The organism is Mangrovibacterium diazotrophicum (assembly GCF_003610535.1).
Taxonomy (GTDB): Bacteria; Bacteroidota; Bacteroidia; order Bacteroidales; family Prolixibacteraceae; genus Mangrovibacterium; species Mangrovibacterium diazotrophicum.
In genome coordinates this window covers 4,036,143-4,052,191 of the sequence record NZ_RAPN01000001.1, presented here as the reverse complement: position 1 = coordinate 4,052,191, position 16,049 = coordinate 4,036,143, and the positions used below count along the sequence as shown (strand labels likewise).

13 protein-coding genes are annotated in these 16,049 nt (G+C 45.8%); 9 read left to right on the top strand and 4 right to left on the bottom strand.

Annotated features, from left to right (window positions below):
- Positions 1 to 13 precede the first annotated feature (13 nt).
- From BC643_RS15990 to BC643_RS15970, 5 genes are all read left to right on the top strand, one after another.
- Positions 14 to 535 (top strand): hypothetical protein, encoded by a 522-nt coding sequence (locus BC643_RS15990; RefSeq protein ID WP_147377244.1) that lies wholly within the window; start codon positions 14 to 16, stop codon positions 533 to 535.
- 122 nt (positions 536 to 657) lie between these two features.
- Positions 658 to 1,986, top strand: a complete 1,329-nt coding sequence (locus BC643_RS15985; protein WP_120274031.1) for a serine hydrolase domain-containing protein — start codon at positions 658 to 660, stop codon at positions 1,984 to 1,986.
- A gap of 53 nt (positions 1,987 to 2,039) precedes the next feature.
- Entirely contained in the window at positions 2,040 to 3,437 is a 1,398-nt protein-coding gene (locus BC643_RS15980) for an alpha/beta hydrolase family protein (protein ID WP_147377243.1), read from the top strand.
- 71 nt (positions 3,438 to 3,508) lie between these two features.
- A complete protein-coding gene (locus BC643_RS15975; protein WP_120274029.1) occupies positions 3,509 to 3,919 on the top strand; it encodes a Fur family transcriptional regulator in 411 nt (136 codons plus the stop codon).
- 61 nt (positions 3,920 to 3,980) lie between these two features.
- Positions 3,981 to 6,146 (top strand): TonB-dependent receptor, encoded by a 2,166-nt coding sequence (locus BC643_RS15970; RefSeq protein ID WP_120274028.1) that lies wholly within the window; start codon positions 3,981 to 3,983, stop codon positions 6,144 to 6,146.
- A gap of 111 nt (positions 6,147 to 6,257) precedes the next feature.
- Here the strand turns inward: BC643_RS15970 and BC643_RS15965 are convergent, their stop codons facing one another.
- Positions 6,258 to 6,599: a thioredoxin family protein gene (locus BC643_RS15965; protein WP_120274027.1), complete on the bottom strand. Its 342-nt coding sequence runs from the start codon at positions 6,597 to 6,599 to the stop codon at positions 6,258 to 6,260.
- 187 nt (positions 6,600 to 6,786) lie between these two features.
- Between BC643_RS15965 and mfd the strand changes: the two genes are divergently transcribed.
- From mfd to BC643_RS15950, 3 genes are all read left to right on the top strand, one after another.
- Entirely contained in the window at positions 6,787 to 10,110 is a 3,324-nt protein-coding gene (gene mfd, locus BC643_RS15960) for a transcription-repair coupling factor (RefSeq protein WP_120274026.1), read from the top strand.
- Positions 10,111 to 10,237: 127 nt separating this feature from the next.
- Positions 10,238 to 10,627 carry a BlaI/MecI/CopY family transcriptional regulator gene (locus BC643_RS15955; RefSeq protein WP_245994987.1) on the top strand — a complete coding sequence of 130 codons (390 nt, stop codon included), beginning with the start codon at positions 10,238 to 10,240 and terminating at the stop codon, positions 10,625 to 10,627.
- Between the two features lies 1 nt (position 10,628).
- A complete protein-coding gene (locus BC643_RS15950; protein ID WP_120274025.1) occupies positions 10,629 to 12,311 on the top strand; it encodes a TonB family protein in 1,683 nt (560 codons plus the stop codon).
- Between the two features lie 65 nt (positions 12,312 to 12,376).
- Here the strand turns inward: BC643_RS15950 and BC643_RS15945 are convergent, their stop codons facing one another.
- From BC643_RS15945 to BC643_RS15930, 3 genes are all read right to left on the bottom strand, one after another.
- Entirely contained in the window at positions 12,377 to 12,757 is a 381-nt protein-coding gene (locus BC643_RS15945) for a VOC family protein (RefSeq protein WP_120274024.1), read from the bottom strand.
- A gap of 85 nt (positions 12,758 to 12,842) precedes the next feature.
- On the bottom strand, positions 12,843 to 13,442 hold the full coding sequence (locus BC643_RS15940) for a hypothetical protein (protein WP_120274023.1): 600 nt from the start codon (positions 13,440 to 13,442) through the stop codon (positions 12,843 to 12,845).
- A 470-nt stretch (positions 13,443 to 13,912) separates the two neighbouring features.
- Positions 13,913 to 14,749, bottom strand: coding sequence for an ATPase (locus BC643_RS15930; RefSeq protein WP_120274021.1), 837 nt, complete (start codon positions 14,747 to 14,749; stop codon positions 13,913 to 13,915).
- A 171-nt stretch (positions 14,750 to 14,920) separates the two neighbouring features.
- On the opposite strand from BC643_RS15930, the gene BC643_RS15925 reads away from it, so the two are divergent.
- Positions 14,921 to 16,018, top strand: coding sequence for an acyltransferase family protein (locus BC643_RS15925; RefSeq protein ID WP_120274020.1), 1,098 nt, complete (start codon positions 14,921 to 14,923; stop codon positions 16,016 to 16,018).
- The last annotated feature ends 31 nt before the right edge of the window (positions 16,019 to 16,049 follow it).

Sequence of the window (16,049 nt, the reverse complement as noted above, 5' to 3'; positions counted from 1 at the left end):
AATTATTTTTTTTATGATCTTCTTTGACGAAAAAGAATATACCGGAGCCTTTAAACTCAAAATCGAATCTCAACTAGGACCCCAAATTTCGATCCCCAATCAAATAAAATTCGGCACTATCGGCAGTAGTATGTACCAGTTAAACAAATCGAAAATCAACGATTTGGAGAAAAACTGGGATGACCTGGAAACCAGATCAATATTCGAAAAATTCGAGAACGGCCTTTTACTGCGAATCAACCACCGCCAGAAACTTAGCTTCATCTCAATCCCTTACACGGAAATAACAGAAATCATTCTGAAAAAAGGAGCAGAAGAAATTACACCCTTTCCATTTAGCCCCATGATGTTACTTTTAGCACTTGGCGTCCACATCCGATATGCAAGATATTTCAGATTACACCCATCTGAGTATGGTATCACTCCAATGTCGCTGACAGTTATTTGCAGTAATGATCAACTCAACCTTCTGTCACATGGCTATAATTTCTATTCAGAACATCGTTACTTTTCAGAAATCAAACAACGATTATAACTTTCAGTAGCTTCCAGTCTCTCTTTAGTAGATAAACAAGGATCAAAACACTGGAAAAATTACACCGATTTCCTTCGGCAAAGATGAGCACTAGTTGTACATTTAACTAAAAATCTACCGAAATGAAAACTAAGCTTTTATCGACGCTTCTCTTTGTCGCTCTGTTTCATATTGCTTTTGCCCAGGAATTCAACAAAGCCAAACTCGATGATTATTTCGATACACTGGAAGTCAACGACCGGTTCATGGGCAGCGTTGCCGTTTCGCAAGACGGACAACTCATTTACGCGCGGGCAATCGGTTTTGCCAACCTCGAAAGCGGAACGAAAGCCAACACCGACTCGAAGTATCGAATTGGTTCCATCTCGAAAACATTCACCACTGTTTTGGTGCAGAAAGCCGTTGAAGCCGGCAAACTGAAACTGGATGAAAGCATCGAAAGCTATTTCCCTGCGATTCCCAATGCCGATAAAATAACCATCCGCCTCCTGCTGGGACATCGCAGCGGAATTCACAATTTCACCAACGACAAAAGTTACCTCGACTGGAACACCGAAGCCAAGTCGGAAAGCGAGATGGTGGAAATCATTGCCAAGGGCGGCAGCGATTTTGAGCCGGGAACCAAAACCGAATACAGCAATTCGAATTTTGTATTGTTGAGCTACATTTTAGAGAAGGTCGAAAAGAAATCCTATGCTACTTTATTACACGAGTCGATTGTCCGACCTCTAGAGCTGACAAACACTTATTTTGGTGGAAAGATTAATGCGGACAAAAACGAATGTTATTCTTACAAATATATCGACGATGTCTGGAAGATGGAAGAAGAAACCGACTTGTCGATTCCAATGGGCGCCGGAAGTATTGTTTCAACACCGAGCGATTTAGCCAAATTCAGCGACGCATTGTTTAGCGGGAAATTGGTCAGCGCAGAAAGCCTGGAACAAATGGAGACAATCGTCGACGGTCTGGGATTCGGGCTGTTTCAATTTCCGTTTTACGACCGAAAAGGCTACGGACACACCGGGGGCATTGATGGTTTTAGATCTGTGTTTATGTATTTCCCCGATGGAAAGGTCTCTTTTGCACTCACCTCCAATGGCAGCCGGATGAACAACAACGACATTTCGGTTGCCGTATTGAGTGCGGCATACGACAAACCATTTGAAATCCCTGTGTTTATGAACAGTGAGCTCAGCCCGGAAGAACTGGAAAAATATGTGGGCACTTATGCCTCAGCTCAACTCCCCTTAAAAATTACAATCAGCATTAAAGATGGAAAGCTCATTGGGCAAGGCACAGGGCAGGCTCCCTTCCCGCTGGAACTGACGGGCAAAGACAAGTTTGAATTTCCGCAGGCGGGCTTGGTGATGGAGTTCAAGCCCGATGAAAAGACGATGTTACTAAAACAAGGCGGAGGGGTGTTTAACTTCACCAAAGAGTCCGAGTAGCGCCCAAATCTGTTATTTTTGCCGGACTAGAAACCGAACAAGAAAAACCAGCTGTGAAAAATTCAGACTTCCGACACACCAAACGAACAGCCTCCTATCGCTTAGCTACCCTTTTATTAGTGTTGCTTGCCCTACCCTTTTGGGCTGCTGCCTCAACCGGGAAATGGACAAGCCAAGTCACCGGAGGTGAAATCAGCTACACCGTAACGAATCCCAAATCGCCAAAGCTCGATTTTTACGGTAGCCCAATGACGGTAGTTTACCTCGAGAATCTGGTTGTTCCGAAGATTGGTCAAAACAGCAATCCGGAAAATGTTGCCTGGCTGCTTGCACAAGGGTACCGTGTTGTCGAACTGGATTATGCACATGATTCAAACACAGTTTCTCCGCTCATCAATAAAGACATCATCGCCATCAACGATTCCATCGGATCCGGTTCGTTTTGCGGATTGACGGATTGTTCTCACTACCGTTCCTACGTGCTGTTCGAGGGGTACCGGATTGCCCGCGATGTTCCTTATTTTGTCGATGATCCGACCGTTTACAACACTCCCACCGAATACACTGTTGGCGACTCGCTGCGTATGGACATCGTTTACCCGGCCAACCCGAAAGAGCCTGTTTCGGTGATCCTGTCGTTTTCATACAGCAACAGCTACGCCACCTGGGATTCGAATAAAAAGAAACTGACCGCAGCCAATCAGAATTTACGGTTAAAACTGGATTACACGCTGGCAGGCTTCAACGATTCCTTTCTCGAAGGAGCTCCTGCCAACGGCATGGCCTGGGCCATTGCCGACCACCCCAAATATTGCTCGTGGGGAAAAGGCAAGCCCGCCGATGGCCCGAACGATGCGTACAAATCGTATGAGACCAACCCCGATGCTGCTCAAAAAGTGAAATCTGCTATCCGCACCTTGCGATTTTTAGGTGACGAAATGGGGCTTTCCGGGAAAATCGGGGTCTTTGGTTTCTCCCGCGGATCAACTGCCGGATCAATGGCTATTGGCGACCGAAAAGTTCCCGAGTTTGAAAATGCCGGTTTCCACCAAGGAATTTCCGACGACGTACAAGTTGCCGCACTCGGGCCGGGCGTGTTCGACTACACCCAAATCTACAATGCGATCGACGATGGCGACAAAAACCTGGAAGCTCGTTGTCCGTGGGTTTGGGGTCCGCTGGACGAAAACTACGAGCGCTGGAAATCGATGGGCTCCGAATTCCTCGTTGAAACCGCAGCAACGGCACCAACGCTTTTCTTTTACAATACCGACGACGAAATTTATTACCAGGATCAAATTGCCCGTTTTCAGAATAAACTGAAAAAGCTCGGTGTTCCAACCGAAAGCTTGGTCGACTACGGACACGGTCATTCATTACCTCAGGACGGTGGATCACTAACAAAACTTTACAACTTCTTTAGCCAATACCTGAATCCACCCGGCCATTGAAATTAACAGCGGGAACAATCCACACGAAAGCCGTGTTTTAAAAGGACATGACCGTTTAATTGTTTATCGTTATGCAAGAAACCGCAGCCGAATTACTGCAGCAAAAAAACATTAAGCCCACTGCCATGCGACAGTTGGTACTGGAAATTTTACGCAACAACCCACAAGCCGTAAGCCTGCTCGAGATTGAACAGCAACTGGATCATGTCGATCGTTCAACTGTTTTCAGAACCTTGAAAACCTTCCAGGAAAACTGCATCATCCATAAAATTGACGACGGAACCGGTGCCACAAAGTTTGCGCTTTGCAGCGAAGGCTGTTCCTGCAACCTAGGCGATCTGCATGCCCATTTCTATTGCAACAAATGCGGGCAAACAAGCTGTTTAAAAGATCACCTGATTGAGCAACCGGTTTTGCCCGATGGATTTCGTTTCGAAAGCGCCAACTACGTCATCAAGGGGATTTGCGCCGCCTGCCGCTGAATTTGCAATCCTGTTGCACTCCAATTCGTTGTATTTTTGCTCGTCAATTAAACAACCATTTATGAAAAAGCTGCTGCTAGTACTGGCCATCTTTGCCTCGGCGTGTTCGTACGCTCAAAATACCGTCAACTTTATTGTGAACGACGACGATGAAAAACCATTGGTGGGCGCCAATGTTGTGTTAATAGGAACCACGACCGGTGCCGTAACCGATGAATCGGGGAAAGCACAACTGAGAAATCTTTCAAACGGAGAGACCAAAATTGAAATCAGTTTTATTGGCTACGAAGCACAACTACTGCTACTGCATTTCCCGGCCGACAATAATCGTACATTCGAAGTTGAACTAGAGGAAGGTGAAGAGATTGAGGAAGTGGTGATTGCCTCTACCCGATCGTCCCGAACCATCGAAGATATACCAACACGCATTGAAGCCATTACCGGCGAAGAACTGGGCGAAAAAGCGGCCATGAATTCGAGTAACATCGGGATGCTGCTCAGCGAAACAACCGGTGTTCAAATGCAGCAAACGTCTTTAAGTTCCGGCAACCTGAGCATCCGGATCCAGGGGCTTGACGGGCGATACACGCAAATACTGAAAGACGGTTTTCCACTCTACGGCGGTTTCGCGGGCGGCTTGTCGATCATGCAGATTCCGCCTTTGGACTTAAAGCAGGTTGAGTTGATCAAAGGAAGTAATTCAACCTTGTACGGCGGCGGAGCGATCGCGGGATTGGTCAACCTGATCTCCATTCAGCCGGAAGAGAAACCTGACCTCTCGGTGATGATCAACCAGACCAGTGCCAAAGGAACAACGGGCAACCTGTTTTACGCGCAAAAGTATGAACACATCGGTTTTTCAATTTACGGATCTGCCAGCCGGCAATCAGCTTACGATGCCGACGATGATGGTTTTTCCAATATTCCCAAAGCGAAATCATTCAGCCTGAATCCGAAAGTTTATTTTTACCTCAACCCGAACTCAACAATACTGTTTGGCGTGAATGCCAATGTAGATGACCGCACCGGTGGCGACGTGCAGGTGATAAAGGGAAACCCGGATGCAGAACATGTGTTTACCGAAGCCAACGAGTCGAAGCGCTTCTCAACCCAATTTCAGTTCCTCAACGAAAAAGAAGAAAGCAGCTTCAGCGTCAAAAACAGCGTGACATACTTCGACCGCGACCTCGAAATTCCCGGTTATCAGTTTAAAGGAAATCAACTTTCGGGATTCACCGAATTCCTGTACACCCTTCAAAAAGGTGATGATTCGGATTGGCAACTGGGCGCCAACCACTATTTCGAGCAGTTCAATGAAGACCTTTTGGGCACGAATGAAGATCGGAGTTATACGCACAACACCTTGGGAACCTTCGTGCAAAATACCACCGATTTTACGGAGAATGTGGCACTGGAAAGCGGACTGCGTTACGATTACGATCTGGATTTCGGATCGTTTGTTCTGCCCAGAGCATCGCTGATGTATAAAGCCACGGATCGACTGACCATGCGACTGGGTGGTGCGATGGGCTACAAGCTGCCAACCATCTTCACCGAAGATGCCGAGCGTTTGTACTACCGAAATATTGAACCCTTGAACGAGGACGACGCCAAGGCTGAACGGTCTGTTGGCGGTAACTTCGATCTGAACTACCGAACTACATTCTTCGATAAACTGACATTCTCCATCAACCAGCTGTTTTTTGCCACCCAATTAAAAGACGCGCTGGTGCTGCGAGACGAAACGGATAACAACTATTATTTTGAGAATGCCGATGGAAATATTCTGAGTTCAGGTTTCGAAACAAATTTAAAATTCACGTACAGCGACTTCAAACTATTTGTGAACTACGCATTTAGCAGCACCAAATTGAAGTACGATAACCTGAACAACCAAAAGCCATTAACGCCCAAGCATAGCGCGGGAGCAGTCCTGATGTTTGACCGGGAAGAAAAATGGTCGATCGGTTATGAATTGTACTACACAGGCTGGCAGTACAACGAAGCTTACGATCGTAAACCAAACTATTGGGTAATGGGCTTTATGGCGATGCGCCATTTTGAGAAGTTTTCAGTCTTTGTAAATTTTGAGAACTTCGGCGATACCGAGCAAACCGATTTTGAACCGCTGGTTTTACCACCTTACAACAATCCCGTATTCCCTGATATCTGGGCACCAACAGATGGATTCGTTATGAATGCTGGCGTACGTATTCGCCTGTTATAAGACGAAAATAAAAAAGGCTGCCACACGGGCAACCTTTCCACTACTACAAAACAATTAAACCTAAACCACTGCCACCTCAAGGTGGCCGCTAAATTGTCACATCAAGATTTACTATAATAATTTCTCCTTCAAAATCGATTCAATTTGCGGGCGGTTCTGGATGCTGCTGGTTGCATGCACCAGTTTCCCGTTTTTATAATACACCACGAATGGCAGTCCCATGAAGTTCCGGCATTCCGGCGCATTGCGAATAACCGCTGCATCCGGAATATCAAATTCCATGTCCGCAAAAACCACCTGGTCATACTCGTTTTCCAACTCGGTCATCGCCGCGTATACCGGAATACACATCGGCCCCATACGACCACAACAAACCATCACATTTTCGTTTTCTGAAATCAGCTTTTCGTGATCGGCAGCTGATAAAACATGCTTTAAATTGGTGTGTAACATGGCAACTTAAATTTAATATCTAGATATCTGGATATATCAACTTTCATGCCATCGTTTTTGTTCATCTCTTGTTGGCAGAAAATGTCTGCTAAGCGAACATGAAATATTTGAGATCACAAGGGTAAGATGAACCCGGCCGACTACAGCCGGAAACAAATTTGTATCTTTGCCCGCAAATTTATGTGCTTTGGACTTACTCGAATTTCGTAAAATTTATCAGAACCACGATGCTTTCAAACATGCGTTGACGAGCATTGCTACCCCCAAATCTAAAGTTCACCTGCACGGATTAGTGGGGTCTCTGAAAAGCATCTTCGCCTCCATTTTGGCCGAGCAACAACAACAGGTTACCATCTGTATTTTGAACGACCGGGAAGAGGCAGCGTATTTTTTCGACGATCTGAACAACCTCCAAACCGGTGAGAACGTGCTGTTCTTTCCCAGTTCGTACAAGCGTGCCATCCAAAGTGAGCACCTGGAGCAGGAGAACATTATTTTACGAACCGAAGTCCTCAACCAAATCCGCGAAGGCAACCCGGTAAACATTGTCACCTATCCGGAGGCTTTGGTTGAGAAAGTGATCACTGGCGAAGCACTTGCCTCCAACAGCTTTACCGTAAATAAGGGTGACAAGCTTTCCATCGATTTCCTGAACGATGTGCTGTTTGAATATGGATTCGAGCGGGTCGACTTTGTGTTCGAGCCCGGTCAATATTCGATTCGGGGGAGTTTGGTCGACATTTATTCGTTCTCGAATGAAGATCCCTACCGACTCGATTTCTTTGGCGACGATGTGGACTCCATTCGAAGTTTCGATATTGAAAGCCAGATTTCGAAGAAGCAACTGTCGAAGATTGTCATCATCCCCAACATCCAAAGCGGACTGGACGATGAACGCCGGGATAATTTCCTCTGCTTCATCCCCGAAAATAGTATCCTCTATTTCAACGACCTGGACTTAATTACCGAGTTAATTGAGAACAGCTACAAACAAGCCCTGCAAGGCGATGATGTTCCGGAGGATCTGCCGAACCGCATCATCTCGGGACCGGATTTCAAAAAGAAAGCGCTTCAATTCAGCCTTATTGCAACCGGCAACCGTACCGGTTTCGACGCAACTCCTGTGATTGAATTCAACAGTGCACCGCAGCCGGTATTCAACAAGAACTTTCAGTTGTTGGCGAAAAACATGCAACAGAACCTGGCCAACGGCTACAAAAATTATATTCTTTCAACCAGCGAGAAGCAGATTGAACGTCTACACGCCATTTTCAACGACCAGGGGCTGAATGTGAAATTCACCGATTTCAGTTTCACTCTGCACGAAGGTTTTGTGGACCACGACACCAAGATCGCCTGTTACACCGACCACCAGATTTTTGAGCGCTATCACCGTTTCAAGATTAAAACCCGGAAAGACCAGCGCGAGAGCATCACGGTCAAAGAACTAAATAAACTGCACCCCGGCGATTACGTCGTGCATATCGACCATGGGATCGGGAAGTTTGCCGGCCTGGTGAAAACCGAGGTGAACGGCAAAATGCAGGAAGCCATTCGCCTGACCTACCGCGACAACGATGTGTTGTTGGTAAGTATTCATTCGCTGCACCGCATTTCAAAATACAAAGGCAAAGAAGGTCTTGAACCGAAAATCAATAAACTGGGTGGCGGTGCCTGGCAAAAGCTGAAAGAGCGCACCAAAAGCAAGGTGAAGGACATTGCGCGCGACCTGATTAAGTTGTATGCAAAGCGCCGGCAGGAAAAAGGGCATGCTTTTACGCCCGACTCGTATCTGCAGAACGAACTTGAAGCGTCGTTCATTTTCGAAGACACGCCCGATCAGGTGAAAACAACCCAGGCTGTAAAAGAAGACATGGAACGTCACATCCCGATGGACCGCCTGGTTTGTGGTGACGTAGGCTTCGGGAAAACCGAAATCGCCGTGCGCGCCGCCTTTAAAGCAGCCACCGACAGCAAACAGGTTGCCGTACTGGTTCCAACCACTATTCTGGCCCTTCAGCATTACAAAACATTCTCCGATCGTTTGAAAGATTTCCCGGTGAAGGTGGAATACATCAGCCGACTACGTCCTGCCGCTGAGATCAAACGAATTTTGAAAGATGTAACCGACGGAAAAGTTGATATTCTCATCGGCACACACCGTTTGGTGGGGAAAGATGTGAAATTCAAAGACCTCGGGTTATTAATTGTCGACGAGGAACAAAAATTCGGTGTCTCGGTGAAAGAGAAACTGAAACAACTAAAAGTGAATGTGGACACGCTTACACTAACTGCCACACCGATTCCGCGTACCTTGCAGTTTTCGCTCATGGGTGCCCGAGATTTATCCATCATTCAAACACCTCCCCCCAACCGATACCCGATTATTACGGAACTACACGGGTTCAATGAAGATTTGATCCGCGATGCGATCAACTACGAGCTGGCTCGCAACGGACAGGCATTCTTCATTCACAACCGGGTACAGAATATTTACGAAGTGGAAGCTACAATTCGTCGCATTGTTCCGGGCGTAAAAACGGTTGTCGGTCACGGACAAATGGAGGGACCGAAGCTGGAGAAAATCATGCTCGACTTTATCAATGGCGAACAGGATGTGTTGATTGCCACCACCATTATCGAGTCGGGACTGGATATTCCGAATGCGAACACAATCATCATCAACCACGCTGAAAACTTTGGTTTGAGCGACTTGCACCAGCTGCGTGGCCGCGTGGGACGTTCGAACAAAAAAGCCTTCTGTTACCTGCTGACACCTCCACTTTCGATGGTAAGCACCGAGGCCCGACACCGACTACAGGCCATCGAAGAATTCTCGGAACTGGGCAGTGGGTTCAACATTGCCATGCGCGACCTCGACATTCGTGGTGCCGGCGACTTGCTGGGAGCCGAGCAAAGCGGTTTCATTGCCGACATAGGTTACGAAACCTACCACCGCATTCTGAACGAAGCGATCCAGGAATTGAAGCAAACCGAGTACAAAGACCTGTTTGAGGAAGAACAGCAGGCCGACGCCAGCAAAGCCTTCCTGAAAAATAAATTCATCAGCGATTGCCAGATCGACACGGATATGGAATTGCTGTTCCCCGACGCATACATCCAAAGTATCTCGGAGCGTATGCTGCTCTACCGCGAGTTAGACAGCATGGAAACCGAGGAGAACCTGCAGCAATTTGAAATTAGCCTGACCGACCGATTTGGCAAGCTGCCGGCACCAAGCGTGGAGCTACTGGAAGTGGTTCGCTTGCGTTGGGTGGCTATCAACCTCGGTATTGAGCGGATCATTCTGAAGAACAAAAAAATGATCTGCTACTTTATTTCCGACCAGCAGTCGCCCTACTACCAGTCGGAAGCTTTTACCAGGGTATTGAGCTACGTGCAGCACAACCCGAATAAATGCCGCATGAAAGAAAAGTTGAACAAGTTGAGTTTAAGCTTCGAAAACATCTCGACCGTTGCTAAAGCCAAAACAGTATTGAGTGAGATTTAAATCATAAAACCGCTGTTTTACAATCTCTTAATTTCAACATTACTATTTTCATAGTATTATTTCTAAAAACATAGTAATAATTTCAAATCGACCTACTATATTTGTAGTAGAATTAAAATTTATACGGATGGAACTGATTCAATTGACCAAAGCAGAAGAACAAGTGATGCAATATGTTTGGAAACTGAAGGAGACTGTAGTTAAAGACGTTGTGGAACAATTTGACGATCCGAAACCAGCTTATACGACCGTTGCCACTGTCCTGTCGGTACTGGAGAAAAAAGGTTTTGTTGGTCGCAAAAAAATTGGCAACACCAATCTGTTCTTTCCTGAAGTGACCAAAGCCGAATACACGAAGTTCCAATTTGGATCCTTGTTGAAAAACTACTTTAACGGTTCGTTCCCGAAAATGGCGACCTTCTTTGCCCGCGAGAACCAACTGGATTTAGCCGACCTCGAAGCCATTTTAAAAGAAGCCGAACAAGAACTGAACAAACCAGATCAAACAGCAGACTAACATGGAAACAATCCTGCAAATCATCATCCGAATCAGCATTGGGAGCGCACTATTTTATGCATTCTATGCACTGTTGTTGCGTAAAACCACCTTCTTTAAGTTGAATCGCCTGTACCTGCTGGCCGCCATAGTTTTGCCCGTATTATTTGCCTTGTTTCCATTGCAATACACGGTTTGGGTAGAAGGAAAAACTCCGGTACAAGCAGAAGATTGGGCCGAACTATTCAAGTCAACTACAACAGTTCCCAATGATCAGTTGCTAGCCACCGATAATGGATTTAGCTGGTCGTCTGTACTCATTGCCATTTATTGCACCGGTTTGTTTTTACTGGCCCTGCGGCTGTTGATCCAAAGCATTAAGCCCATTCGATTGATCTTAACCAATAAAAAAGGGAAAAGCGGCAATTACTCAATTGTCGAGAACCGACACTTTTCGGTTCCGTTCTCCTTTTTCAATCATATTTTCATTCATCCTGAATATCACAAGCAGGAAGATTTGGATGTCATCCTGGCTCACGAAGAAGTGCACATTCGCGAGCGACACTGGATTGATCTGCTCGTTATAGAACTGTTCACGCTGGTCTTTTGGTTTAACCCCATCAGCTGGCTACTGGAACAGGCCATTAAACAAAATCACGAATACCTGGCCGATCAAGGTGTACTTTCCCGGGGCCAATCACCAGCCAGGTATCAGCTTTTATTAGTTAATCAGCTGATGGGCATGCAGGTGCTCGGCTTATCGAACAACCTGAACTTCGCCCTTGGCCCAACCCGTTTAAACATGATGAAAAAACAAAAAACATCACGAAAACAATTGCTACGCTTCGGATTGCTTTTCCCTGTTGTTGCAGGACTATTATTTGCTTTTGCGCAACCGAAGTATCATCTGAAGCAAGATCAGCAATCTCCAACTCCGATCAATAGCACTTCTCTTCAAGTGGATAATAATGAAAACAATATCATCTTAGCAGGCACTGTTCAGAGTGAATTTAATCTCCCAATGCCCGGTGCTTCCATTGTTATTCAAGGAACGACAATTGGAACGGTTGCTGGTCCTGATGGAAGATTCAAACTTGAATTACCTGAAGGAACAAAAGTTTTTCTAAATAAAGAGCCAAAAGAAAAACCAGAGAAAATCTGGCTCGCCGTGAAACTTCCGAATGCGGAACCGATGCGACTCGTCGCCTCCTTCGTGGGTTACCACCGAGGGCTAACAAGCATAAACGACAACAATTCAGAAAAACCGTTGGTGAGATTTATAATGAATAGAAGCCTTAATAATATCTCAACGGATTTTAAAGAAGGGGATGTTCCACCACCACCTCCTCCTCCAGTTCCGGAATCAATCCGTCGTTCTGGTTCTGACGAAGTATTTGTTGTGGTTGAAGAGATGCCGCAATATCCCGGAGGACAGTATGCGTTAGCGAAATATATAAACGAGAAAAAGAAAGAAATAAAAAACAAGGAGTTTTTTGACGGCATTAAACTTTCCGGAACTGCTGTAATTAGGTTCACTGTTTCAGAAACAGGAACACCAACTAATTTCGACCTGTGGGATAGTAGTGGCAATGAAAAGGTCGACCAATATGCGGCCACTATAGTCAAAGGAATGGAAGATTGGACACCCGGCAAGCAGCGCGGCAAAGCCGTTCCGGTGGATTATGCCGTAAAAATTGAGTTTTAATTCAAAAGGGATGTCATCTTTCGAAAGATGACATCCCTTTCCCAACTATACTTCGAGGGCAAACTCTAACCTTTCACCCGCTGGCGGCTAATCATCACCCGAAAACCATCGGGGTCCAGAATGCAAATGCCGTGTTCAATCCAATACGGATTTTTCGGCAAAACCAGTTCCAATCCGCCTTCATGAATCGCAGCCCAAATCGTGTCGTACTCCAGTTGAGACTCGGCATAAAAGACCAGCAAATCATCGTCATCCGAACTGTGCTCCGGCAAGTCTTCGGATTGGGTGAACTCAAAGTGCCATCCTTTTCCCTCTTTACCCAGAAAAACACCATCGTAACCCGAATGACCTTCGAAACGGCCAAGCACTTCAAGTCCCAAAACGCCGGTGTAAAAATCTTCCAAAGCATTTAAATCGGGGGTGTGACGGGCATATCTGAATTGCATAATTCACAGTTTATGAATTAAAATATCAACGTTTTTTTGGTTCTGCCTAAATAATTCCCAAAGACAGAGCACTCCAATCCCGACATCAGTTTTTTGCAAAGCTGATCTTCTTAGCCGCCCGATTCGCGGTTCCATAAAGATCATAGTCCAAGCTGGTCAATATTCCTTTGAAATAACCGGTCACTTTTTTCCCGGTCGAAGTTGTGCAACTGAACGAGATTTGGTAGGTGCTGCCACTTTTACTCACGGTCACCGTTCCCGCTGTAAAGTAGCCGTAACTTTCATAATCTTCCGTTTCAATGTCGAAGCCCACGTAATATTCCCCGTAATCGAAAGATCCGGTCGGATACGGTTCGGTACTCGAATATTCATATTCCCCGGCATCCAACCCGGTTGACTCTGTCGTAAACATTTCAAAATAAACAGCATCGCCAATGCCCGTCAACTCATAGCTTTCCATATCGAAACTAAAGCCATCGGATACCAAAACCAGGTCCAGATTGTAGCCCTCGTAATAGCCTTCATCTGTTCCCCAATTTTGCAAATAGCCTACTTTTAGCTCATAGGTCTTTCCATCTACTTTGAAATAGTTCGCCGGATTTGAATCACCTTCGTCATCATCTCCGCAGCCGGCCAACATTGCAGTTGCCAGCATGGCGATAAAAAAAAGCTTGATTGTTTTCATCGTTTGGTTTTGTGAGGTTTAACACTAAAAGCCGATAGTAGGAATGACGCAGCAAAAAGGATCATCGGTTTTGATTTTGTATTTTGCTCCTTTTCGTACTAAAAGTGATGCTTACCACGAACGGCTTTTCCGAATACAACGAAGAATTTCATGCCGCAGTTACAGCCTGAAAACGAAAAAAGGCAACCTCCCGATTGCCTTTCCGCTCCGGTCTCCCGGAACTAACCTAAACCAACTAAACCTATTAAACCATGAGCTTCACCCGCGAATGCGGGATCACTACTTGATTTCGTGTTTGCTAACAAATTGGATTTGAAAGACAAACACACATGTTTATGAGGGCAAAGATATCATTTTCCTTGATATCGAAAATTAAAAATTCTATTTTTTAAATGTTATTTCTACTTTTATCTAACCGCTTTATTCTCAAACAGCTTATTTGCAGTGCAATCGATTACGCAAATTAATTCTTAATGTTGAAAATGATAAGCCAGTAAAGCTTCAATTGGCCCCTTTTGGATCGTGCCTAAAGTCAGCTTGTGTCTCTCTAGTTCATCTTTCAGAATATCGCGAAAAAAGTGGGCAATCGAGCCAACAAAACTAACCGGATGATCTGCCGACTCAGGCAATTGCAACACATTGCGCTCGATAAAAGCCCGAAACTGCATGTGCAACAAATCCCGGCAATAGCTTTCACCAATGTTTTCACTTAAAAACACGGTGAAGGTGGCGAGGTATTTATTCGGCTTTTCGGTACGATAAACACGCTCCAACACCGTATCCTTTTCTACGCCAAACTGAGCATAAAACTTTTCGCGCAAATCGGCTGGCATCACTCCCTTAAAGTAGTCGCCAATCAAATTGCGGCCTAAAACGGCACCACTGGCCTCGTCGCCCAAAATAAATCCCATCGGCGGAATGCCCTTCACCACCTGCGCGCCATCGTAGTAACACGCGTTTGCTCCCGTACCTAAAATACAGGCAATCCCCGCCGTATTTCCGCAAACTGCCCGGGCTGCACCCAGTACGTCGCTGGCTACTTCACAACGAACATCGCCAAACAATTGGCGCATGGCCTGTTTGATCACCTCCGCTTTTTCTTCGTTCACCACGCCCGCCCCGTAAAAAAAGATTTCCTCTACCGGCAGGTGGTGCAGTTTAAAAACGGGAGCCAGTTCATTGACAATATCCTCTGTCGTCCGGAAGAAAGGGTTGATACCCGAAGTCTGAAAACGACGCGTCTCCCCAAAATCGTCCGCGACCAACCAATCTGTTTTTGTAGAACCACTATCTGCAAGCAAAATCATATCTGTCAAATTTTTATGTAAGTTGTCTCAAATTTAACGGATCATCTGTACTTCCGGTCCGTTTTACGGCAAATAAATTATCACTAGCTTTGCTTCCGACGCGCAATCAAACAGTTAAAATCGCTTGGCGTCGACAACCTAATCCGAATACAACTTTAAACCATTTCAATCATGCAGTCAAGCAAACGACTTCAATCCCTTGATGTTCTTCGGGGAATGACCATTATGCTGATGATCATTGTGAATAATCCCGGAAGCTGGAGTCACATTTATCCGCCGCTAGAGCATTCCAAATGGCACGGATGGACACCCACCGACCTCGTTTTTCCCTTCTTTCTTTTTATTGTCGGAACAGCCATGTGGTATTCCTTCAAAAAGACAGATCACCAGCTTTCTTTACCGATGAGCCTGAAAATCATCAAACGAACCGTGATCATTTTTGCCTTGGGCTTGTTTCTGAACGCTTTCCCTTTTACTGGGTTCAGTCTTGAAAGTTGGCGAATCATGGGTGTTTTACAACGAATCGCACTGGCCTACTGCACCGCTTCCTTTCTGGTGCTTTTGGTTCCGGTCCGTGCAAGTTACTGGTCGTCGGCCATCATCTTATTTGCCTATTGGGGAATCCTCCTGCTGTTTGGTGGCGACCATCCACTCACATTGCAGGACAATGTCGTGCGTAGCCTCGATTTGAAACTACTCGGTGAAAGCCATATGTACGGAGGCTACGGTATTCCTTTCGACCCGGAAGGACTGCTGAGTACCTTACCGGCCGTTGTGAATGTTCTGTTTGGCTACTTTGCCGGGAAACTAATTGATGAGCATGAAAATAAAAAAGAAGTTGTCATCAAATTGTTTCTTTGGGGACTGGCCGGTTTTGTGTTGGCACTGATCTGGAATCCTTTTTTTCCTGTCAATAAACCTATCTGGACCAGCTCCTACGTTTTGCTGACCTGCGGGCTCGCGGCAATCTTCCTGGCATTCCTCATTTGGTTGATCGACATCAAAGGAATACGAAAATGGGCACACCCCTTCCTGGTTTACGGCATGAACCCGCTGTTCATTTATGTACTTGCCGGCGTGTGGGCCACCATGCTCTGGGTGATCAAACTTCCGGACGGAACGAGCCTCCAGGGGTTCATTTACAACAAATTACTGGTTCCATGGGCGGGCGAGCTCAACGGGTCGCTGTTTTTTGCCTTGCATTTGGCCATAATTTTCTGGATAATTGCCCTTATTTTGTACAAAAAGAAAATATTCATCAAAATCTAAAACAGCCGGGCCTATTGGCTGTTTCATGACA

Bases quoted from the DNA above. Each gene is read 5' to 3' on its own strand.
- BC643_RS15990 (WP_147377244.1), top strand. From the start codon at position 14: ATGATCTTCTTTGACGAAAAAGAATATACCGGAGCCTTTAAACTCAAA.
- BC643_RS15985 (WP_120274031.1), top strand. From the start codon at position 658: ATGAAAACTAAGCTTTTATCGACGCTTCTCTTTGTCGCTCTGTTTCAT.
- BC643_RS15975 (WP_120274029.1), top strand. From the start codon at position 3,509: ATGCAAGAAACCGCAGCCGAATTACTGCAGCAAAAAAACATTAAGCCC.
- BC643_RS15970 (WP_120274028.1), top strand. From the start codon at position 3,981: ATGAAAAAGCTGCTGCTAGTACTGGCCATCTTTGCCTCGGCGTGTTCG.
- BC643_RS15965 (WP_120274027.1), bottom strand. From the start codon at position 6,599: ATGTTACACACCAATTTAAAGCATGTTTTATCAGCTGCCGATCACGAA.
- BC643_RS15955 (WP_245994987.1), top strand. From the start codon at position 10,238: ATGGAACTGATTCAATTGACCAAAGCAGAAGAACAAGTGATGCAATAT.
- BC643_RS15950 (WP_120274025.1), top strand. From the start codon at position 10,629: ATGGAAACAATCCTGCAAATCATCATCCGAATCAGCATTGGGAGCGCA.
- BC643_RS15945 (WP_120274024.1), bottom strand. From the start codon at position 12,757: ATGCAATTCAGATATGCCCGTCACACCCCCGATTTAAATGCTTTGGAA.
- BC643_RS15940 (WP_120274023.1), bottom strand. From the start codon at position 13,442: ATGAAAACAATCAAGCTTTTTTTTATCGCCATGCTGGCAACTGCAATG.
- BC643_RS15930 (WP_120274021.1), bottom strand. From the start codon at position 14,749: ATGATTTTGCTTGCAGATAGTGGTTCTACAAAAACAGATTGGTTGGTC.
- BC643_RS15925 (WP_120274020.1), top strand. From the start codon at position 14,921: ATGCAGTCAAGCAAACGACTTCAATCCCTTGATGTTCTTCGGGGAATG.